The following is a 23326-nucleotide window of genomic DNA, read 5'->3' as shown; positions in this document are numbered from 1 at the left end:
GATGAAGATATACGTCACCGGATTGGGAGTTGTTTCGGGCATCGGTATCGGAGTTTCCGAAAATATAGAAGCGTTGAGACAAAGAAAGCATGGCATCGGAAAAGTAACTCTTTTTCCGACTGCTCTCGATGTGCCCGTATCCGAAGTGAAACGTAGCAATGAGGAACTGAAACAACTATTATCTTTACCTCCACAACGCACTGTATCACGTACGGCCTTGTTGGGAATGATGGCAGCCAAAGAAGCAATGGATAACGCGGGATTAAACTTGCGCATATCGCCCAACCGACCAGAAAATCAGCTACTAAATCAGCCGCTAACCTCGCAAAAAGACCAGCGATCATTACGTATCGGTTTTATTTCCGCCACTTCCGTTGGCGGTATGGATTTGAGCGAGCACTTCTATGAATCTTTCAAGAAAAACCCAGGACAGGGACGATTACGGGAAGTGATTTCACACGACTGCGGAGCCAGTACGGAATTGATTGCTTCGTATTTAGGTATCAATGATTTTATAACCACCATCAGTACAGCCTGTTCGTCAGCAGCCAATGCCATCATGCTGGGAGCAAGAATGATTAAACACGGGCTACTGGATGCCGCTATCGTGGGAGGCACAGATGCACTTTGCCGGTTTACGCTCAATGGATTCAACTCCCTGATGATTTTGGACAAAACACATTGCCGTCCCTTTGACCGCTCACGTACCGGATTAAATCTGGGAGAAGGTGCCGGTTACTTAGTGCTTCAACCGGAAAGTTCACTCCAAAGAACTCCTTATTGTGAACTTAGCGGTTACGCCAATACGAATGAGGCTTATCATCAAACAGGAAGTTCTCCCGAAGGGAACGGTGCTTTTCTGTCAATGAGCGAAGCTATCGCTTCCAGTGGCGTTTCTCCTGAAGAAATCGATTATATCAATGTACATGGAACAGGTACTCCCGGCAATGATGCGTCAGAAGGTATGGCACTCCGAAGAATCTTTGGAGAACACGTTCCGCCATTTAGTTCGGTAAAAGCCTTTATCGGACATACCTTAGGAGCTTCCGAAGGAATTGAAGCTGTTTACTCCGTTCTTTCAATAGATAAAGGTATGATTTATCCTAATCTGAATTTTACAGAGGCGATGCCGGAAACGGAACAGAAATCAGGAATAGGACTGATACCGGAAACTTCTTTTCAAGAAGGAATCCCCATCCGACATGTGTTATCCAACTCTTTCGGTTTCGGAGGAAATGATTCATCGCTCCTCTTTTCCGCAACGAATTTTCCAGCATGAACGCACCTTTAAGTATTTAAGCCTATGCAGCCAGTTTATATTCAACGCATCGCTTCCATTCATCCGCAAAAGGATCATTCACCAGAAAATAATCACCCTTATCTTCAGGCTTGCGAACCCGATTATAAGGATATTATCACCAATGCGACCTTGCGCAGACGCATGAGCCGTATCGTAAAAATGGGGGTGGCCTGCGGATTGGAATGTATGGGTGAACTATCTCCTGAAAAGATACAAGGAATCATCACAGCAACAGGATTGGGCTGCCTGACAGACACGGAAAAATTCCTGAACAACCTATTGGATAATGAAGAGCGGATGCTGAATCCTACTCCTTTCATCCAGTCGACATTCAATACAATCGGTGCACAAATAGCTCTGATTCATCAAATACATGCCTACAACATGACTTATGTCCACCGTGGACTTAGTTTTGAAAGTGCTTTATTGGACGCTATGATGAAAATTGGAGAAGGAAGCGAGAATATACTTGTGGGAGCCATCGATGAAATGACAGAAACCAGTTACACGATTCAGCAACGGCTGGGAATGCTGAAAGGGATAGCAGCCGGAGAAGGTGCTCAATTCTTCCTGTTAAGTCGGGAAGCCGGAGAGCATCCGTTGGCTGAAATACAGGGAGTCGAAACTTTCATCGGGAAACAGACTACAGAAGAAATCAGCTCCCGAATCATCCGTTTTTTGCAACGAAATGGTTTAGAATGTCAGGATATTCAGTGGTTGGTTACCGGGAAAAACAAGAAGCAACACAATCAAGATGACTCTCACGAGCAAACTGTCGACAATGACAACTCTATTTATGAAGAGCTTGAAACAAACCTTTTCCCGGAAAGTGTTCATCTTAGCTTTAAGGATGAATGTGGTGAATATCCTACCGCAACATCGTATGCGATATGGAAAGCAGTGAACAAATCGGCAAACTGCACTCCCCCTACCCATATATTGATTTACAATCATCACCACTCCATCAATCATTCATTGATTCTAATCCGGAAAAGCGTATGATAATCGTTTGCCTCCTTCTTTACCTGCTCTTGATCCTGTCTTTTCTCGTTTATGCTTCCTATAGCATTCGATCGGGAATTTACCTCCGGTCATTTTGCAAAAAGCATACTGCGGAAAAGATTGTCGCCCTGACTTTTGATGACGGCCCCGACTCCCTACAGACTCCCAAAGTTCTTCAGGTACTAAAAGAATATCAGGTAACCGCCTGTTTCTTCTGTATCGGCCATAAGGTAAAAGGGAATGAAGCAATCTTGCAAAAAATGGTAGCAGAAGGTCATCTGATTGGAAATCATTCGTATACCCATTCCGGTTTATTCCCACTATACGGGCTCTCCAAGATGAAAAAAGACTTGCAAACTTGTCAGTGTGAACTAGAACGAGTAACTTCGCAGCCGGTTAGTTTGTTTCGTCCACCGTTCGGTGTCACTAATCCAACGATTGCGAAAGCCGTTCGACAGCTAGGATATACCTCTATAGGATGGAGCATCCGTACACTGGATACACAACAGTCAGCACCGGATAAAGTCCTTGCCAGAATTCGGAAACGTCTTGAACCGGGAGCCATCATTCTGTTGCACGACCGGATGCCGGACAGCGACCAGCTAGTGAAACAAATCTTGGATTTGCTGAAAGAACAAGGATATACAGTTGTTCGTCCGGACAAACTATTGGCATAAAATAAAAAAAGGTATGAGAACTTTATTAATATATTTATCGCTTATCTTCTTGTCTATAGCCTCTATCCATGCCCAGAGCATGAAAAAGATGCCACAAAAGACAGAGTTTGAAAGCCGCCTGGCAAAGGAGGCGCAAACCGTAGAGTCCATCGAAAGCGATTTCACCCAAGTGAAATATCTCGATGTATTCGATGAGAAGGTTACTTCCAAAGGGAAGTTCTACTACCAAAAAAGCAATAAAATCTGCATGGAATATTTCCGCCCGATGGATTATCTCATCGTGATAAACGGCAGTAAGCTCAAAATCGTTTCAGATGGCAAGAAAAGCATCATGAACCTTAGTTCGAACAAAATGATGGCACAGATGCAGGATATGCTGACCGCGTGTATGATAGGCGACCTGTCTAAAATGTCGTCCAACTACCAGCTGGAGTATTTTGAAGATGCACGATACTATCTGGTTAAAATAAAACCGACCAACAAAGCAGTACAAGCCTATATTGCCGATATAGAAATCTATCTGGACAAGAAAGACATGTCGGTACACAAACTCCGTCTGTCCGAAACAGCCACAAACTATACAGAATACGAATTCTATAATAAAAAGTTCAACTCCCTGAAGAATGAGACGAAGTTTGCGATTCGTTAGTCTGACGGTTCTGCTATTCTTATGGATACAGATCCAGACTTCCTGCTCTCCACGAATGGGCGGGGAAGGCAGCACCGTGCCTCCCGCTATCGAACTGACACAAGGAGAAAGCTCGCAAAAATACAATATCCAACTGGATTTCATGAAACATCACATGAGCGGTATGCTAATAGTACGCCGTATGCCTGATAACGAAATCCGGATCGTAGCGTCTACCTACTTCGGACTAAGCCTTTTCGATTTTTCTCTTCGCAACGATCAGTTTACTGTCAACAGTTGCATTGAACCCATGAAAAAGGAAAAGGTGCTGAAACTTCTGGAAATGGATTTCAGACGTCTGTTCTTAAGTGAGAAAGGTACTCGTGTGAAAGCGACCAAAGACAGTGCTACTGAAAAAAGAACCAGTGGAAAAGGCTTTGGAAAGTCAGTGGTCTACATCACTGGCAATACTCCGGGCGATCCCGCACAAATAAAAATCAAACATCCGTGGATTCGGTTAACGATCCGTCTGGACAAACTATCTAAAGAGATTTAATATATGCTACTTGATAACTTCTATACCATCCTTTCCTCCGAATCATCGGACTCAACGATCTGGACTATCCAGATAAAGTTGAATCCCGGGCATCCTGTTTATCAGGGACATTTCCCCGAACATCCGGTAGTTCCGGGAGTTTGCCTGTTACAACTTATCAAGGAATGTGTAGAAGACATTCGCCAGCAAAAGTTGCAAATAGCACAAGTGTCTTCCTGCAAGTTTCTTTCGGCTATCAATCCTATAGAAACACCGTACATTTCGGTTGCACTGACTTTTAAAGAGACAGAAGAAGGTACACTTCAATTGCAGGCGGAGGGGAGTGTAAAAGAAGGAGCTGTGAAAAAGAACATTGTAAAAGAAAGCAGTATAAAGGACAGCAGTATAGAAGAGAACTGTGCAGAAGGGCATACCGTAAAGAGCGAATATTTCATTAAACTAAAAGCTGCACTTACCCCGAAAGCATGAAAGAACAAATAAGTACAGCCTATTGGCACGAGAAGTTGAACCAATTAGGGATCATCGTTATCATCCCAAGTTACAACAATGGAAAGACACTGGCGGACGTCATAGAAAGTGTACGTTTCTACGCCCCCGATATCCTTGTTGTCAACGACGGTTCTACAGATGAAACTGCCGGAATACTTAGCCGGGAATCTAACTTACATACCATCACCCACCCTGTCAATCAAGGAAAAGGAGTAGCTTTGAGACATGGACTATCCTTTGCCAAAAAGCAAGGATTTCGGTATGCAATCACCATTGATTCTGACGGACAGCATTTCGCTTCGGATATTCCCGCATTGATCGAAGCCATAGAAAAAGAACCGGACACATTATTGGTAGGTGCCCGTAACCTCGCCTCGGACAATATGCCGGGAAAGAATACATTTGCCAATAAGTTTTCCAACTTCTGGTTTACCCTCGAAACAGGTATCAAACTGCAAGATACACAATCCGGCTACCGCCTGTACCCCATCCAACGAATGAATGTAGACAAGTGGTATTACACCGCCAAATACGAATTTGAGTTGGAAGCACTTGTCTTTGCAGCCTGGGGCGGCATTACCGTTAAAAACATTCCGGTACATGTTTATTATCCGCCACAGGAAGAGCGGGTTTCTCATTTCCGACCGTTCCGTGATTTCACCCGTATCAGTATCCTGAATACAATATTGGTACTCGTCACTTTCCTTTGGATCATCCCCCGAAACTTCTTCCGTAAACTGAACTGGAAGAACTGCAAGCAGTTTTTCTCGGATCATGTCACCCACTCCCCCGAATCTAATCTGCGGATCACGGCTGCCATCACACTCGGCGTATTCATGGGTATCGTTCCGGTATGGGGATATCAAATGCTAATCACGTTATTTCTGGCACATTTGTTCAGACTGAATAAAGTCATAGCTATTGTAGCAGCCAATATCAGCATCCCTCCTATGATTCCATTTTTGCTGTACGGCAGTTACGTAACCGGTTGCAAAGTGCTGGGAGATCCTGTCAATCTGCATTTAAACGAACTTTCTTTTGAAAATGTAAAATCAGTCATAGAGCAATATTTAATAGGAAGTGTTATCTTTGCAGTCGTATGCAGCATACTGGCAGGAACCATCGCGTTCATTCTGCTCACGGCGTGTAGGAAAAAAAGATATGACCCAGTTTTTTATCGGACTATATGATTATTTCGAGAGGCACAAGATTCTGTTCTATTTGTCACTCATCAGTTGTGTCCTGTTAATGGGATTCTTTGCCCTGCAAGTAAGGTTCGAAGAGAACATCACACAATTTTTCCCCGACACTAAAGATTCCCAGAACACAATCAAAGTATTCGACAATCTCAAGATTAAGGATAAGATTATCATTATGTTATCCTCGGCAGATACCTGCCACCGCGTAGAACCCGACTCCCTGATAGAAGCAGCCGGACAACTGCAACAAACCCTGACTGAAAAAGCCGGAGGAAAACTGATTAAAGGAATTTTCGCACAGGTAGACCAAAGCCTCATCCAAGGAGCCACAGACTTCGTTTATGAACATCTTCCGCTTTTCCTGACAGATACGGACTATCAACGCTTCGATTCCTTACTGACGGATAAAGGGATACAGGCTGTCATGCAGAAGAATTATACCAACCTCCTCTCTCCTGCCGGAATTGCATTAAGAAGCTATATTCTCCGGGACCCGCTCGGACTGGGAAGCGAAACCCTGAAACATTTGCAAGATTTCCAGTTGGAAGCCAACTACGAGATTTATGACGAACATATCTTCTCCAAAGACGGCTCCACCTTACTTATGTTCATTACCCCGGTATTCAGTACAGGCAGCACCGGAAAGAACGACGAACTGATAAAGATACTCGAAGAAGAGCTCAAGCACGTACAGGGAGAATCTCCTACCATTCGAGCTGAATATTTCGGCGGTCCCTCCGTGGGAGTCTACAATGCCCGTCAGATTAAGAAAGATACCATCCTGACCTCCTCCCTGGCACTACTTATCATCATTGTATTTATCTCACTCGTTTTTAAACGAAAGAGATCGATACCGTTGATTATTACTCCGGTACTGTTCGGAGGATTATTTGCCCTGTTTCTCATTTTCTTTATTAAAGGAAGTATCTCCGCCATTGCAGTGGGAGCCGGTTCGGCAGTGATGGGTATTGCGCTAAGCTATTCCATTCACATGCTGGCACATCAGAACCACGTTTCCACCGTACAACAACTTATTAAAGAGATAGCCTATCCGCTTACGGTAGGTAGTTTCACCACCATCGGCGCATTTCTGGGATTGGTATTCACCAGTTCCGATCTGTTACGCGACTTCGGATTGTTTGCCTCTCTGGCATTGGTGGGCACCACCCTCTTCTGTCTCATTTACCTGCCTCATTTTCTGAAAGGACAGGCAGACGTCAAACAGGGACGCATACTACGCATCATCGAGAAAATAAATGCTTATTCTTACGAAAAGAATAAATGGCTGGTAGGCGGCATCCTCCTCATTACAGTGATCTGTTTGTTTACTTCGCAAAAGGTAGGCTTCAACAACGATATGATGAGTCTCAACTATGAGCCCCGCCATCTCCAACAATCAGAAGAAAAATTACTGCAACTCTTCGACAACGACGAAAAGACCGTGCTTTTTGTCAGTGTGGGCAAAGACATGAATCAGGCTACCGAAACTTATGCAATGACCAATCAGAAGTTATCGGCACTGAAAGAGCAGGGACTCATCAAAGAGTATGCCTCTGCCTCGCAGTTTCTGATCTCTCCGCAAGAGCAGCAGAAACGCCTGAAGAAATGGAAAGATTACTGGACGGATGAAAAACAGCAACAAGTCCGTAAACAGCTGGAAACAGCTGCCGCCGAATATCGTTTCCGTCCGGGAAGCTTTGATTCTTTTTATCAATGGATGAACCAACCTTTCGGTGAATATCATTACACCGCGCAAGGAGACGATTTATCCGGCAAGCTATTGAATGAATGGCAAACCTCTGCCGATTCCATCACCATGCTTATCAGCCAGATACGGATCTGCGAACCGAATAAGGAAGCTGTGTACCAGAACTTTAATAAAGACCCGAATGTAGTCATCTTCGACCGTTCCTACTTTGCCAACAAATGGGTATCGGCCATCAATGACGACTTTTACCTGATTCTGTACATCTCTTCTTTCCTGATATTCTTTGCACTATGGTTCTCCTACGGACGTATCGAGCTTACCTTGATGAGTTTTCTCCCGATGCTAATCAGCTGGGTAATTATCTTAGGATTAATGGGAATTCTGGGAATTGAGTTTAATATTATCAACATCATCCTGTCCACCTTTATCTTTGGCATTGGAGATGACTTCAGTATCTTCATTATGGACGGGCTACAAAACAAATACCGTACAGGTCAGAAGGTGTTGAATTCCCATAAAACAGCCATCTTCTTCTCCGCCTTCACCACAGTGGTCGGTATGGGAGCACTTGTGTTTGCCAAACATCCGGCTTTGCAATCCATTTCCCTGATTTCCATTCTGGGTATGATAGCAGTGGTATTGGTGGCCTATACCATTCAGCCACTCATTTTCCGGTTCTTCATCGCAGGCCCCGCTTCCCAAAGGATTGCCGCCTTATACGCTTATCGGATTGATACGTACCGTGTTGCTCTTCCTGCTTTTCTTTATCGGCTGCATCGTCCTCCGTATATTGATTATTCTGCTTTATCCGGTGCCTGTGCGCAAAAGCAGCAAGCAGCGTTTGGTGTGCCGCCTGATACAAATCACCTGCAAAGGAATTTTGCTACTGGCCACCGCCGTCAAAAAAGAACATATCAACAAAGCCAACGAACGCTTCCGGCATCCGGCAATTATCATTGCCAACCACCAGTCGTTCATCGACATTCTGGTATTGCTGTCTCTTTCATCTAAAATCCTGATGGTAACCAACCATTGGGTATGGCACTCTCCTTTCTTCGGAGCCATCATTCGTTATGTTGACTTCTATTATATAGGCGAAGGATACGAGCAATATATGGAACGGATGCGGAAAAAAGTGAAGGAGGGCTACTCCATCGCCATTTTCCCGGAAGGCACACGTACCTATAACGGAAAGATGAAACGTTTCCACAAAGGAGCATTCTATCTGGCAGAAGCATTGAAACTGGATATTCTCCCGATCCTGCTTTACGGTAATAACAAAATCATTGCCAAAGCACAACCTTTCAATATCCGGAAAGGAATCATCTATACGGAAATACTTCCCCGTATACCATTAGACGACCTGTCTTTCGGAAGTACTTATCAGGAGCGTACCAAACGCATATCCGCTTACATGAAAGAGGTTTATGCCCGTATCTGCCGTGAACAGAACACGACGGACAATCCTGCATTCTACGAAGCTCTTATCCAGAACTATATCTATAAAGGTCCCGTCGTAGAATGGTATATCCGTATCAAAGTAAAAATGGAAAAGAATTACCGGCTATTCAACCGGTTGATTCCCGTCCAAGGGCAAATCACAGACATCGGTTGCGGCTTCGGCCCGTTATGCTATATGCTGTCTCTGCTTTCCGAGGACCGGGAAATCCTAGGTATTGATTACGATGAAGACAAAATAGCGCTGGCGCAGCACGGATGGTTACGCAATGAGCATCTCCAGTTCAAGCATGGCAATGCATTGGAATATCCCTTGCCGGAAAGTGATGTCTTTATCCTGAACGACATGCTTCACTATATGAGCTACGAACATCAACAAAACCTATTGTTGAAATGTGCCGGTCGCTTACGTTCACAAGGAATGATTATCATACGCGACGGAAATTCAGCCAACGCTTCCAAGCACCGGTTAACCCGGTTCACGGAATTACTATCCACCCGTATTTTCAACTTCAACCGGACAACCGGAGAGCTGTATTTCACCACTGAAACCCAATTACGGGAAATAGCAGTCGCCTGTGGAATGGCTGTCGAAATCATTCCTAATGACAAATATACATCAAACACCATTTACATATTTAGAAAACCGAATTAGTATGAGCAAATATGACATCATCATTATCGGCAGCGGCCTTGGCGGACTGGAATGCGGAGCGATTCTTAGCAAAGAGGGATTCAACGTATGCGTAGTAGAAAAAAATGCGCAATTCGGCGGATGCTTCCAGACTTACCAACGAAAAGGGCATCTGTTGGATACGGGTATTCATTATGTAGGAAGCCTGGATGAGGGTCAAGTGATGAACCAGTATTTCCGCTATTTCGGTATCATGGACAAGCTGAAAATAAAACGCTTGGACGATGCTGCTTTTGATACGATCTACTATAAAGGAAAAACATACGATTATGCAATGGGGTACCCGCAGTTTATTGAAACCATCTGCCGGTCCTTCCCGCATGAGAAAGAAAACTTGAAATGCTATGCCGAACAGCTTCAGGCTGTCGGAAACCTGATTAGCGTAGACCACCTGAAACAAGGCACACTCGCTTTAGAGGGTATGAAATACTTTTGTACCTCTGCCGCCCATCTGATTGCGGATATCACTCCGGACCCCGCCTTACGAAATGTACTGGCAGGTTCAGCTTTACTCTACGGAGGTTTGAAAGATGTCTCCACTTTCTACCAGCATGCCATGATTAACCACTCTTATATTGAAGGCGCCTACCGTTTTGTAGACGGAAGTATGCAAGTCAGTCTGGAGCTAATTAATGTAATCCGGGCAAACGGAGGGACCGTGCTCAATAACAGTGAAGCCACCCGCATCATCGTTGAAAACGAAAAGGTACAAGGGGTTATCATCAACGGAGAAGAGCGATTGGAAAGCGACTTCGTCATCTCCAATATGCATCCCCAACGGACATTGGAGATACTGGATAAAAACCGTAGCATCAAGAATGCCTATATTTCCCGCATCCGTTCGCTGGAAAATACCTACGGCATCTTTACGCTCTACCTGGTAATGAAGAAAAAAAGCACTCCCTATCAGAACCGCAACCTGTATCTGCATGCGAACAATAAAGTGTGGTATGATAAACTGCTCTATCCGGGACGGACCACCAACTGTATGATTTCCATGCAAGCGTCTTCCGAGGACAGTCAATATGCCAGTGTCATTTCCATCCTGACACCGATGTATATGGATGAACTGTCTGCCTGGAAGGACACGACTCCCGAACATCGGGGAGAAGACTACCAATCCTTCAAAAAGGAGAAAGCAGAGCAGATTCTCCGCTTCATCCGGGGACATGGCATTGATCTTTCAGAAAACATAGAAGAGATGTATACCACTACTCCATTAAGCTATCGCGACTATACAGGAACAGTGGATGGTTCCGCGTATGGGATTATCAAAGATTATAAATGTCCGCAAATTGGTTTCGTATCTACAAGAAGCCGCTTGGGAAATCTCTTTCTCACCGGGCAAAACCTGAATGTGCATGGTGCATTAGGGGTAACACTAACTGCCATGCTGACTTGTGCGGAGTTTGTAGGACAAGAATATCTGGCTAAAAAAGTAGGAAATGCATAGAATAGTCAAAAAAACAATCAAGTACGCAGGTTACATTTTCTTGTTACTCATCATCGGATTGATAGTCGGCATCAGCTACCTCTACTTTTCTGCGGATATGATGCAACCCAAGCATGAGCCCATGATACCCTTGAGGGAAATGCCTTATGCAGACACTATCATCATGGCTCCGGCAGAGGTTATCTACAACGACACTCTTGACCTCCGGTTTTATGCTGACAACTTCCTGCGTCACAGCAAAAGCGGACTGTGGGAATTGTTCGTTAGAGGGGATGCTCTTGAAAGGGGGGATGCCATCGGCAAACTGTCTGCCGATCTGCTCCATCATCAGGAGAAAGTATTTATCGACCAGATTCGCGAAATTATTCCTTCGGACAGTTATCTGAAATTTCTGCGGTTCTTCATTGTACTATTCAACCGTAATCTGGGTGCGAATGTCCCTGAAGAATATCGAGAAGAGATTTATGGAATATCGCAATCGTGTACCCATGAATACGATTTTATCGGCACTCCTTACGAACGCCAATTAAATTATCATTCGGCACATGATCTGGGACATGCCATGCAAGATTATATGTTAGTGGGATGCAGTTCATTCGCTGTTTGGGGAACACAAAGTGCAGATTCATCCCTGCTCATCGGACGTAATTTTGATTTCTACGTAGGAGATGCTTTTGCAGAAAACAAGCAAGTTGCTTTCTATGCACCGGAGAAGGGCTATAAGTTTGCTTCCGTCGGATGGCCCGGCATGATAGGTGTACTGTCCGGTATGAATGAAGCAGGGCTCACCGTCACGATTAATGCAGCAAAATCCGCTGTCCCCACAGGCTCCGCCACCCCTATTTCCATCCTGACCAGAGAAATCCTGCAATACGCATCAACGATTGAAGAAGCCTTTGCCATCGCCGAAAAGCGGAAAACATTCGTCTCCGAATCTATATTGATAGGTTCTGCCAAAGACGGAAAAGCCGCCATTATCGAGAAATCGCCCGAGAAGACCGTACTTTTCACCGGTAAAGAGCCCGACCGCCTCATCTGCACCAATCACTATCAATCGGAAGCATTCAGCGAGGACGAACGGAATCTCGAGAATATCCGTACTTCCGACAGCCCTTATCGTTTTGCCCGATTGGAGGAACTCATCAACGAGAATCAGCCTCTGGACACCAAGGCAGCCGCCTCTATCCTGCGCAATCGCAAAGGTCTGCAAGATATCGATTTGGGACTGGCCAACGAAATGGCTGTCAACCAGTTTATAGCCCATCACTCCGTTATCTTCCAACCGGAAAAGCGGTTGATGTGGGTTTCCACCTCTCCTTGGCAATGTGGAAAGTATGTAGCTTACGACTTGAACAAGGTATTCAAAGACTACATCCTGCTGAAACAAGAAATATTCATCCCGGAATTAACTATTCCGGCAGATAAATTCATCGACACACCGGAGTTCCAGCATCTTCTCACTTATAAGAAACTGACTCCGCTTTTATTGAAGAAAATCAGAAAAAAGGAAAAGATAGAGGAATCTGTTTTAAAAACATACCAAGCCTCCAATCCTTCCTTATACTATGTATATGAAGTAATAGGAGATTACTACGAGGCCATGCAACAACCTCACCAAGCTATTGCATACTGGCAACAGGCATTGAAGAGACCTATTCCCAAGTTGCAAGAGAAAGAACGTATCCAGCAAAAAATTCAAAAACAATCCAAAGATGGAAAAGAATCCTGAAATTCAGTTCCGCTCACCGGAAGATATCAAAAGCTATCAGGAAGAACAGTTAGCCAAAGCGTTAGCCTACCTGCAAGCACATTCCAAGTTCTATCAACAGATGTTTGCCGAACATCACATTGATATCAATCAAATAAAGACGATTGAAGACTTGCAACAGATCCCCGTCACTACCAAGACGGACTTGCAACTCCATAACGATGATTTCATCTGCGTAGACAAAGAGGAAATTATCGACTATGTGACGACTTCGGGCACATTGGGAGATCCGGTCACTTTCGTTCTCACCTCTGAAGACCTGGACCGTCTCTCTTACAACGAATACCTATCTTTCACCACCACCGGATGCACCAAGCAGGATATTCTTCAATTGATGACTACCATCGACCGCCGTTTCATGGCAGGCTTGGCTTATTATATGGGAGCCCGCGAACTGGGTATGGGAGTGATCCGTGTAGGCAACGGCATCCCGGAACTGCAATGGGACACGATTCGACGGATACATCCGACTTGTGGAATGGTGGTCCCCTCTTTCCTTATCAAACTGATAGAGTTTGCCGAGAAGAATCATATCGACCATAATACCTGTTCCATGCAGAAGTGCATCTGTATCGGAGAAGCATTACGCAATCAGGAATTCCAGTTGAATACGCTCGGACAGAAGATACACGATAAATGGCCTGCCTTGCAGTTGTATTCCACTTATGCCTCCACCGAAATGCAGTCGTCCTTTACCGAGTGTAATGAATTCCACGGAGGACATTTGCAACCGGAACTTATCATTGTAGAGTTTCTGGATGATAATAATCGTCCTGTGGAAGAGGGAGAAGCAGGGGAAGTAACGATCACGACGCTCGGAGTCAAAGGTATGCCGTTGCTCCGTTTCAAAACAGGCGATATTTGCTACCACCACACCGAGCCCTGTGGTTGTGGGAGAAACACCATTCGTTTAAGCTCCATCCTCGGCCGGAAAGGACAAATGATTAAATACAAAGGAACGACGTTATATCCGCCTGCATTATTCGACATTCTGGATAATATACCTTCGGTAAAAAACTATATCATTGAAGTTTATACCAATGAATTGGGAACGGATGAGATCCTGATTCGTATCGGAAGCGAGAACCGTAGCGAAGCCTTTGCCAAAGAGATTAAAGATCTGTTCCGTTCGAAAGTCAGAGTGGCGCCAAGCATCAATTTTGAATCGGCAGAGTACATTGCCAAGATACAAATGCCTCCAATGAGTCGAAAAACGATAAAATTCATTGATTTACGATAATTATTTTCTACTTTTGGAAGTTAGTAACCAACTATATCACTTTAACATTAACGTATATGAAAAAACTTATTCTATTCTTATTCTTGAGCACGAGCTTGTTCTGTTTCGGACAAGGCAAGAGTGCATTGAAAGACATTCAGTCTATTAAGTTCTATGGGGTAGACTACTCCCAAGTAAAGATTTTCGGTGCAGATGAATCACCGGTACAATTCAAAGATGCTTTCAGACGCATCAATGAGCTGTTCATCACAGAAGCTAAGAAGTATAACATAGGAAAACAATTAAAAAAAGAGGTGACAGAGATTTCACTGGATGCAGTTAATCAGGTGAACGAAAACATCGATCTGTCCGAGCTAATGACTGCTAAAAGAGAATATACTCTTAGTAAAGAGCAAATCAAAGCAGCCATCAACGCATTGCCTATCCAGAAAACACCCGGAGTAGGTATGGTGTTTATCGCACAGTTCCTGGACAAATCAAACAATAGAGGTACGTATGAAGTCGTATTCTTCAATACCGAAACAAAGGAAATCATTGAAGAATGGATCACCGACGGCAAGGCACGTGGTTTCGGATTGCGCAACTATTGGGCAGGCTCTATCTATAGCGCACTCAAGAAACTATAAACAATAAAAATACAAGTATGAGGTTATATGGAGTAGGTATTAGATTCGGATTTGAATTCTAAGTCTGTTTGCAATACAGATAAATTTCTTGCCCTACTATTGCTTTTCACTAATTAATTTTGTATCTTTAGTAATTTTCATCCTTTTGGAGATAGCTAGTCACCTTATAGAATGATAAATGTCACCTTATAAGGTGACATTCGTCTTTTTACAAAGTGCCCATTGTCCCGTTACAACGGGACGACTACCCGACTGCACAAAAAGTCACTAGTTTCTGCACTGAAAAGTCTTAATCTATGCACTGAAAGACCTTAAATACAATGAAGAATAATGGAAACGTTATTGATGCGTTATATAAAGAATATTAGGAACTTTCCGTTCTCCGGCATGGTCAAACCGCCCATTGTCACAAGGATAATTAACGACTCCATTATCCGATGCACCGGACAACCAAAGAGTAGTAGATCCACCTCCATCCAAATTTAATGCATCCTCACCTCCTAAAACCCGGATCAGATGTGCCAATTCCGGGATATTCACTCCTCCTGCTTGTTCAGGAAAACGTCCGTCTACCGTTATCAACAGTATTTTTCCATCCTTAGTAGTAGCAACAGCACTGCGAGGATGCTTGTTTCGGATAAAATTCGCATTACAGGAGCTCCAGTCGCAAACCTGTCCGTCTTTCAACATTAACGGACCGGAAGCTAATACTGTACCCGTTTCTTCCTTATATTCCTTTTCTATCTGCCTGTTCCAGAGAATTAACTTCATTTTTCCCTTATGTAGATGTATGGCTCCAGTAACACGCCATTTAGATTCACTCAAAGTGGTCGTATCAACGACCTGGTCACCAACTTTCAGAAAACAAACCGAATTTCCCCGCTTCATATCAAAGTAAGAACCATTAATGGCTGCAATGGCATGATGTTCAGAAGCAATCCGACTCGTCTCCTTCATTTCACCCGAAACCGCTACATCAACTTTCAAGCCTGCGCCGGGATCAACTTCTATTAGACTAACAGACTGGGGTCCCTGATACAATCGGGGGATAGAAGCATACTTATGAATAAGTCCTTTTTGAGGACTTTCCACCTTCCATTGGGCAGAGACAATTGCCAGTGAATCCGATACTGTTTGCCCTTTTATTATTCCGATAGAGCATAAAATCAAGATAGCAATTAACAGGTTTCTTTTTATCATAGACAGAGAAATGAATCATTTAAGCCGCTAAAGCTAGTCAATAATCAACATTCATCCAAAGATTCCCGTACTTTTCCACTCTCTCACTCCATTTTCTCTATCGGTCCTTCTCTACTATCCAGATAATCAATATCCTCCGACGACTTCCGATACAGAATGACCAGTAGCCCCTTAAGCCAACTTGTGGCAGCTTCTTACTTTTAATATGGTGGCGTTTTTCCTGTCTTCGTTTTCTATGGTCTTGAAATATTTTCGTCTTATCTACTATACACTTCCGCTTTTTTTCGTACTTTTACCCCTTGTTGGAAAGAAGTGCCTTTCCGACCCTTGAGAAAAGAAAAAGAAAAAACAATATATAAAATGAATCACAAATGGAATTATCGACCCATTACACCCGAACAGGCAGAGACAAGCCAGACATTGGCCCAGGAACTAGGGATTAGCCCGATACTTGGACAACTTTTGGTGCAGCGGGGAATTACGAAGGCAGCAGATGCCAAGAAGTTTTTCCGCCCGCAATTGCCCGACCTGCATGATCCGTTCCTGATGAAGGATATGGATATTGCAGTGGAACGTCTGAACAGGGCGATGGGAAAGAAAGAACGTATTCTAATTTATGGAGATTATGACGTAGACGGTACTACTGCCGTAGCATTGGTCTACAAGTTTATTCAACAGTTCTATTCGAACCTTGATTATTACATACCCGACCGATACAATGAAGGGTATGGCATTTCTAAAAAAGGAGTGGACTATGCCGCAGAAACCGGTGTAGGACTGATTATTGTACTCGATTGTGGAATTAAAGCAGTAGAAGAAATCACTTATGCCAAAGAGAAAGGGATTGATTTCATCATCTGCGATCATCATGTACCGGATGATGTGCTTCCGCCTGCCGTAGCTATTCTGAATGCCAAACGCCTGGACAATACGTATCCGTACACTCACCTTTCCGGTTGTGGAGTCGGTTTCAAGTTTATGCAGGCATTCGCTATCAGTAACGGTATCGAGTTCCACCACCTGATTCCTTTGCTGGATATTGTAGCTGTGAGTATTGCATCGGACATCGTTCCGATTATGGGTGAAAACCGTATCCTCGCCTACCACGGTCTGAAGCAACTGAACAGTAACCCGAGCATTGGTATGAAGGCTATTATCGACGTATGCGGACTTTCTGAAAAGGAAATCACCGTCAGCGATATTGTGTTTAAAATCGGACCGCGCATCAATGCATCAGGACGTATTCAAAACGGAAAAGAAGCCGTAGACCTGCTGACGGAAAAAGATTTCTCGGTAGCACTTGAGAAAGCCGGACAAATCAACCAGTACAACGAAACCCGGAAAGACCTCGACAAGAGTATGACGGAAGAGGCAAACAACATCGTTGCCAATCTGGAAGGATTAGCGGATCGCCGCTCCATCGTGCTCTACAACGAAGAATGGCACAAAGGCGTGATCGGCATCGTAGCTTCCCGTCTGACAGAAGTGTACTACCGCCCTGCCGTGGTACTGACCCGGACGGATGATATGGCAACAGGTTCCGCACGTTCAGTTTCCGGCTTCGATGTATATAAAGCAATCGAGCATTGCCGCGACCTGCTGGAAAACTTCGGGGGGACATACATACGCCGCCGGACTGTCGATGAAAGTGGAAAACGTGAATGCCTTTACCAAACGGTTCGAAGAATACGTTTCACAGCATATCTTGCCGGAACAAACCAGTGCTGTGATCGAAATTGATGCTGAAATTGATTTCAGGGATATTTCGTCAAAATTCTTCAACGACCTAAAAAAGTTTAATCCTTTCGGTCCTGATAACACGAAACCTATTTTCTGCACTCACCATGTTTATGATTACGGAACAAGTAAAGTGGTGGGACGCGATCAGGAACATATCAAACTCGAACTGGTCGATAATAAATCGAATAATGTAATGAACGGTATCGCGTTCGGACAGAGCTCACACGTACGTTATATCAAAACGAAACGCTCGTTCGACATCTGTTACACCATTGAAGAAAACACGCACAAGCGTGGTGAAGTACAACTTCAAATCGAGGATATAAAGCCGATTGAATAAGTATCAGGAGATATTAAAACAATATTGGGGATATGACTCCTTCCGCGACTTGCAGGAGGAGATCATCACCAGTATCGGCGAAGGCAAAGATACACTGGGACTTATGCCGACCGGAGGCGGTAAGTCCATCACTTTTCAAGTGCCTGCTCTCGCCCAGGAAGGGATTTGCATTGTCATTACTCCTCTCATCGCCCTGATGAAAGATCAGGTGCAAAACCTGCGTAAACGCGGCATCAAGGCGCTTGCCGTCTATTCAGGCATGACACGGCAGGAGATTCTCACTGCTCTTGAAAATTGCATCTTCGGTAATTATAAATTCCTCTATATTTCTCCGGAACGTCTGGACACGGACATATTCCGTGCCAAACTGCGATCAATGAAAGTCTCCATGATTACGGTCGACGAAAGTCACTGTATCTCACAATGGGGATATGACTTCCGCCCTGCTTACCTGAAAATTGCCGAAATACGGACATTGCTACCGGGAATTCCGGTACTGGCACTTACAGCCACCGCCACTCCGGAAGTAGTGAAGGATATTCAAGCCCGTTTGGAGTTCCGTGAAGAGAATGTTTTCCGCATGAGTTTCGAACGGAAAAACCTGGCATATATCGTCCGGCAAACGGATAACAAAACTCAAGAGCTGTTGCATATCTTACGAAAGATACCCGGCAGTGCCATTATCTATGTCCGCAACAGACGACGCACCAAAGAAATCACCGAGTTACTGGTAAACGAAGATATTACCGCCGACTTCTATCACGCCGGACTGGATAATGCCGTAAAAGACCTCCGGCAAAAACGCTGGCAAAGCGGAGAAGTTCGTGTAATGGTAGCGACAAACGCCTTTGGAATGGGAATTGATAAACCCGACGTGCGCATCGTATTGCATCTCGATCTCCCCGACTCTCTCGAAGCTTACTTCCAGGAGGCCGGTCGTGCAGGAAGAGACGGTGAAAAAGCGTATGCTGTGATCTTATACACCAAAACGGACAGAACGACGCTGCACAGGCGCGTTGTGGATACTTTTCCCGACAAAGAGTATATTCTCAGTGTCTACGAACATCTGCAGTATTACTATCAGATGGCAATGGGCGACGGTTTCCAATGTGTCCGCGAATTTAATCTGGAAGAGTTTTGCCGGAAGTTCAAATACTTCCCGGTTCCGGTGGACAGTGCGCTGAAAATACTGACTCAAGCCGGTTATCTGGAATATACGGACGAACAGGATAATGCCTCCCGTATTCTTTTCACGATTCGTCGGGACGAACTATACAAATTGCGGGAAATGGGAACGGAAGCCGAAGCACTGATACAGACGATTCTCCGCTCTTACACCGGAGTATTCACCGACTATGCCTATATCAGCGAAGCAACCCTGTCCATACGTACCGGACTGGCCCGTGAACAAATTTACAATATACTGGTCACGCTTACCAAACGTCGTATCGTGGATTACATTCCGCACAAAAAGACACCTTATATTATATACACCCGCGAACGGCAGGAACTTCGTTTTGTGCATATTCCTCCTTCCGTCTACGAAGAACGCAAAGCCCGGTATGAAGCCCGCATCAAAGCGATGGAAGAGTATGTCACTTCGGAGAATGTGTGCCGGAGCCGGATGCTGCTCCGTTACTTCGGAGAGAAGAACGAGCACAACTGCGGACAATGCGATGTTTGTCTTAGTCACCGTGCAACTGGTGCCCTGACCGAGAATTCTTTCGATTTCGAGGAACTGAAAAAGAAAATATCAGAATTACTTACCCAGAAACCGCTGACACCGGTAGAAATAGCCGATAAGATAGAAGCGGAGAAAGAGAGCATCAGCGAAGTCATCCAATATTTATTGGAGGAAGGCGAATGGAAGATGCAGGATGGAATGATACATATTTCAAAATAAGTTACTACCTTTGCAAGGTAACTCAAAAATAACACACCATGCCGAACTTTTTTAAATCTTTCTTCTCCGGTAAGTCGGAAACTCCGGAAAGTGAAAAACAGAAAAACGATCAGAAAAATTTCGAGATCTTCAAATACGACGGTTTACGTGCGCAACGCATGGGACGTCCGGATTATGCAGTAAAATGTTTTATTGAAGCTCTTGCCATCAAGGAAGAGTTTGAAACAATGGGCTATCTTAGCCAACTCTATATCCAGATGGGGGAAACGGCAAAGGCCCGCGAATTATTGGAAAAGATGGCTGCTATGGAACCTGATGTCACAAGTACTTTCCTGACACTGGCCAATGTATGCTTCATCCAAGAAGATTATCAGGCAATGGAAGAAGCTGCCAATAAAGCGATTGCCATCGAAGAAGGAAATGCCGTGGCTCATTATCTGTTAGGGAAGGCCCGCAAGGGACAGGATGACGACCTGATGACTATTGCCCATCTCACCAAAGCAATCACTTTGAAAGATGATTTCATTGAAGCTCGCCTGTTACGCGCGGAAGCTTTGATGAACCTGAAACAGTATAAAGAAATGATGGAGGATATAGATGCTGTGCTCGCTCAAAATCCGGAAGAAGAGACCGCCATGCTCCTGCGCGGAAAAGTAAAAGAAGCAGACGGCAAGGACGAAGAGGCAGAAGAAGATTACAAACTGGTGACGGAAATAAACCCGTTCAACGAACAGGCATACCTTTATTTAGGGCAACTTTATATCAACCAGAAAAAACTGACGGAAGCCATCGGCCTGTTTGATGAAGCCATCGAGCTGAATCCGAACTTTGCAGAAGCCTACAAAGAACGTGGACGTGCTAAATTACTGAATGGTGATAAGGACGGTTCTGTAGAGGACATGAAGAAATCTCTGGAACTGAATCCGAAGGATGAAGCTAACCTGAACGGAGAATTCAAGAACCTGGGACCAAAGCCTGAAGCACTTCCCGGCATCTTTTAAGTATCCTTTTCATGTATTTTAAGCAAGAAAACAAAAAAAGTATCGTTTTTTGTTTGCATCTAACAGAAAATTATTACTTTTGCCCCAGAATTAAAAACCAAAGCAAAAAAATAAAGATTCGAATGAAATCATTTACTTATGCATATTACTTCTTTTTTTACTTTTACTTTAGCAACAAAGTAGAGCGGGAGTTTGTATGTATCAAGTGACAGTGATGCTTAAGGACTGAATAGAGAAATCAATCATATGAATCCCGCTCCAATATGGACGCGGGATTTTTTTATATAATATATTTAGAACAATGAAAAAGATAGCAATTCAAGGAACACTCGGCTCATATCATGATATCGCCGCACACAAGTACTTCGAGGGAGAAGAAATAGAGTTAATCTGTTGTGCCAACTTCGAAGACGTGTTTACTTCGATACGGAAAGACAGCCAGGTTATCGGAATGCTAGCCATCGAGAATACGATTGCGGGAAGTTTGTTGCACAACAATGAATTGTTGAGACAAAGCGGCACACAGATTATCGGTGAATACAAACTGCGCATCTCGCACAGCTTTGTCTGTCTCCCCGATGAGAACTGGGAAGATCTGACAGAAGTCAACTCCCACCCTATCGCCCTGATGCAGTGTCGCGAATTTCTGAATCAACATCCGCAGTTGAAAGTGGTGGAAGGTGAAGATACGGCCCGCAGCGCAGAAATCATCAAGAATGAAAATCTGAAAGGACACGCTGCCATCTGCTCCAAAGCAGCAGCTGAACGTTACGACATGAAAGTCCTTCAGGAAGGTATTGAAACGAACAAGCACAACTTCACCCGTTTTTTGGTTGTTGCCGATCCCTGGCAAGTAGACGAACTCCGCCAACATCATGCCAATGCAACCAACAAGGCAAGTATCGTATTCACTCTTCCACACACGGAAGGCAGCCTGTCACAGGTTTTATCCATTCTATCGTTCTATAATATCAATCTGACCAAAATTCAATCGTTGCCTATCATCGGACGGGAATGGGAATACCAGTTTTACGTAGATGTAGCTTTCAACGATTATCTAAGATACAAGCAGTCTATTGCTGCAATCACTCCATTAACCAAAGAACTTAAATTATTAGGCGAATATGCAGAAGGAAAGTCAAACGTATAAAATCGCTCCTGCCGACAGATTGGCAAGTGTTAGCGAATACTACTTCTCAAAGAAGCTAAAAGAGGTAGCACAGATGAATGCAGAGGGAAAGGATGTTATCAGCCTCGGTATCGGAAGTCCTGATATGCCTCCCTCAAGGGAAACCATCGAAACATTGTGCAACAATGCTCATGATCCCAACGGACACGGTTATCAACCGTATGTAGGTATCCCCGAACTACGCAAAGGCTTCGCTGCCTGGTATCAACGCTGGTATGGAGTGGAACTGAATCCGAATACGGAGATACAGCCTTTAATCGGCTCGAAAGAAGGAATTCTCCATGTTACGCTGGCATTCGTCAATCCGGGTGAGCAGGTGCTAGTCCCGAATCCGGGATACCCGACCTATACATCTTTGAGTAAAATACTCGGAGCGGAAGTTATCAACTACGACCTGAAAGAAGAGGATGGCTGGATGCCTGACTTCGAGGCACTGGAAAAAATGGATCTTAGTCGCGTAAAACTGATGTGGACCAATTATCCCAACATGCCGACGGGAGCCAATGCAACTCCGGAAATCTATGAACGTCTCGTTGATTTTGCCCGTCGCAAGAATATCGTAATTGTGAATGATAATCCATACAGCTTCATTCTGAACGAAAAGCCTATCAGTATCCTAAGTGTACCGGGAGCCAAAGACTGTTGCATCGAGTTCAATTCTATGAGTAAGAGCCACAATATGCCGGGCTGGCGTATTGGTATGCTGGCATCGAATGCTGAATTCGTACAATGGATATTGAAGGTGAAAAGCAATATCGACAGCGGTATGTTCCGTGCCATGCAACTGGCTGCAGCTACCGCCCTTGAGGCTGAAACAGACTGGTATGAAGGTAATAATAAGAATTACCGCAACCGTCGTCATCTTGCCGGTGAGATCATGAAAGCATTGGGATGCACCTACGATGAGAAACAAGTAGGCATGTTCCTCTGGGGGAAGATTCCTGCTTCCTGCAAGGATGTAGAGGAACTGACAGAAAAGGTGCTGCATGAAGCAAGAGTGTTTATCACTCCGGGATTTATCTTCGGCAGTAACGGAGCAAGGTATATTCGTATCTCACTTTGTTGCAAGGACAATAAGCTGGCGGAAGCACTGGAAAGAATTAAAAGAATCTAACCTCTTCCAAAGAGAGGACGACAGCAAGATGAGACAGAATA

Annotated in this window: 16 protein-coding genes and 2 pseudogenes; 17 read left to right on the top strand and 1 reads right to left on the bottom strand. The window is 44.4% G+C overall.

The window, feature by feature from the left end; translation table 11 throughout:
- Position 1 precedes the first annotated feature (1 nt).
- From NXV01_RS08635 to NXV01_RS08580, 12 genes and pseudogenes are all read left to right on the top strand, one after another.
- Positions 2-1279, top strand: a complete 1278-nt coding sequence (locus NXV01_RS08635; protein WP_259022186.1) for a beta-ketoacyl-[acyl-carrier-protein] synthase family protein — start codon at positions 2-4, stop codon at positions 1277-1279.
- A 24-nt stretch (positions 1280-1303) separates the two neighbouring features.
- Positions 1304-2302, top strand: a complete 999-nt coding sequence (locus tag NXV01_RS08630) for a beta-ketoacyl synthase chain length factor (RefSeq protein ID WP_259022185.1) — start codon at positions 1304-1306, stop codon at positions 2300-2302.
- Positions 2299-2979, top strand: a complete 681-nt coding sequence (locus NXV01_RS08625) for a polysaccharide deacetylase family protein (protein ID WP_259022183.1) — start codon at positions 2299-2301, stop codon at positions 2977-2979. Before NXV01_RS08630 ends, NXV01_RS08625 begins: the two co-directional genes overlap by 4 nt.
- 13 nt (positions 2980-2992) lie before the next feature.
- Positions 2993-3628, top strand: coding sequence for an outer membrane lipoprotein carrier protein LolA (locus tag NXV01_RS08620; RefSeq protein WP_217721382.1), 636 nt, complete (start codon positions 2993-2995; stop codon positions 3626-3628).
- On the top strand, positions 3603-4163 hold the full coding sequence (locus NXV01_RS08615) for a hypothetical protein (RefSeq protein ID WP_259022182.1): 561 nt from the start codon (positions 3603-3605) through the stop codon (positions 4161-4163). Before NXV01_RS08620 ends, NXV01_RS08615 begins: the two co-directional genes overlap by 26 nt.
- A gap of 3 nt (positions 4164-4166) precedes the next feature.
- Positions 4167-4631, top strand: coding sequence for a 3-hydroxylacyl-ACP dehydratase (locus NXV01_RS08610; RefSeq protein WP_195648614.1), 465 nt, complete (start codon positions 4167-4169; stop codon positions 4629-4631).
- The gene (locus NXV01_RS08605) at positions 4628-5842 is read left to right on the top strand and encodes a DUF2062 domain-containing protein (protein ID WP_259022181.1); all 1215 of its coding nucleotides are present in this window, start codon (positions 4628-4630) and stop codon (positions 5840-5842) included. Before NXV01_RS08610 ends, NXV01_RS08605 begins: the two co-directional genes overlap by 4 nt.
- Positions 5814-9672, top strand: a pseudogene (locus tag NXV01_RS08600) (1-acyl-sn-glycerol-3-phosphate acyltransferase). Before NXV01_RS08605 ends, NXV01_RS08600 begins: the two are co-directional and overlap by 29 nt.
- Before the next feature lies 1 nt (position 9673).
- Positions 9674-11164, top strand: a complete 1491-nt coding sequence (locus tag NXV01_RS08595) for an NAD(P)/FAD-dependent oxidoreductase (protein WP_259022180.1) — start codon at positions 9674-9676, stop codon at positions 11162-11164.
- On the top strand, positions 11157-12893 hold the full coding sequence (locus NXV01_RS08590) for a C45 family peptidase (protein WP_259022179.1): 1737 nt from the start codon (positions 11157-11159) through the stop codon (positions 12891-12893). The genes NXV01_RS08595 and NXV01_RS08590 overlap by 8 nt, the downstream gene beginning before the upstream one ends.
- Positions 12877-14172 (top strand): phenylacetate--CoA ligase family protein, encoded by a 1296-nt coding sequence (locus tag NXV01_RS08585; RefSeq protein ID WP_004324722.1) that lies wholly within the window; start codon positions 12877-12879, stop codon positions 14170-14172. The genes NXV01_RS08590 and NXV01_RS08585 overlap by 17 nt, the downstream gene beginning before the upstream one ends.
- Positions 14173-14228: 56 nt before the next feature.
- Positions 14229-14798 (top strand): hypothetical protein, encoded by a 570-nt coding sequence (locus tag NXV01_RS08580; RefSeq protein WP_258979451.1) that lies wholly within the window; start codon positions 14229-14231, stop codon positions 14796-14798.
- 339 nt (positions 14799-15137) lie between these two features.
- Here NXV01_RS08580 and NXV01_RS08575 read toward each other — a convergent pair whose 3' ends face one another.
- Positions 15138-15998, bottom strand: coding sequence for a phosphodiester glycosidase family protein (locus tag NXV01_RS08575; RefSeq protein ID WP_148366520.1), 861 nt, complete (start codon positions 15996-15998; stop codon positions 15138-15140).
- A gap of 360 nt (positions 15999-16358) precedes the next feature.
- Between NXV01_RS08575 and recJ the strand changes: the two are divergent.
- From recJ to NXV01_RS08550, 5 genes and pseudogenes are all read left to right on the top strand, one after another.
- A pseudogene (recJ, locus tag NXV01_RS08570) lies at positions 16359-18078 on the top strand (single-stranded-DNA-specific exonuclease RecJ).
- Positions 18071-19981, top strand: coding sequence for an ATP-dependent DNA helicase RecQ (locus NXV01_RS08565; protein WP_259022178.1), 1911 nt, complete (start codon positions 18071-18073; stop codon positions 19979-19981). The pseudogene recJ and the gene NXV01_RS08565 overlap by 8 nt, the downstream one beginning before the upstream one ends.
- A 38-nt stretch (positions 19982-20019) precedes the next feature.
- Positions 20020-20982: a lipopolysaccharide assembly protein LapB gene (locus tag NXV01_RS08560; RefSeq protein ID WP_148366522.1), complete on the top strand. Its 963-nt coding sequence runs from the start codon at positions 20020-20022 to the stop codon at positions 20980-20982.
- Between the two features lie 301 nt (positions 20983-21283).
- Entirely contained in the window at positions 21284-22132 is an 849-nt protein-coding gene (locus tag NXV01_RS08555; RefSeq protein ID WP_259022177.1) for a prephenate dehydratase, read from the top strand.
- Positions 22107-23285 carry a pyridoxal phosphate-dependent aminotransferase gene (locus NXV01_RS08550; protein WP_055167701.1) on the top strand — a complete coding sequence of 393 codons (1179 nt, stop codon included), beginning with the start codon at positions 22107-22109 and terminating at the stop codon, positions 23283-23285. The genes NXV01_RS08555 and NXV01_RS08550 overlap by 26 nt, the downstream gene beginning before the upstream one ends.
- Positions 23286-23326 lie beyond the last annotated feature (41 nt).

The sequence above is a fragment of the Bacteroides sp. BFG-606 genome (assembly GCF_024788145.1).
Classification (GTDB): Bacteria; Bacteroidota; Bacteroidia; order Bacteroidales; family Bacteroidaceae; genus Bacteroides; species Bacteroides vicugnae.
This window is presented reverse-complemented; position numbering and strand designations above follow the sequence as displayed.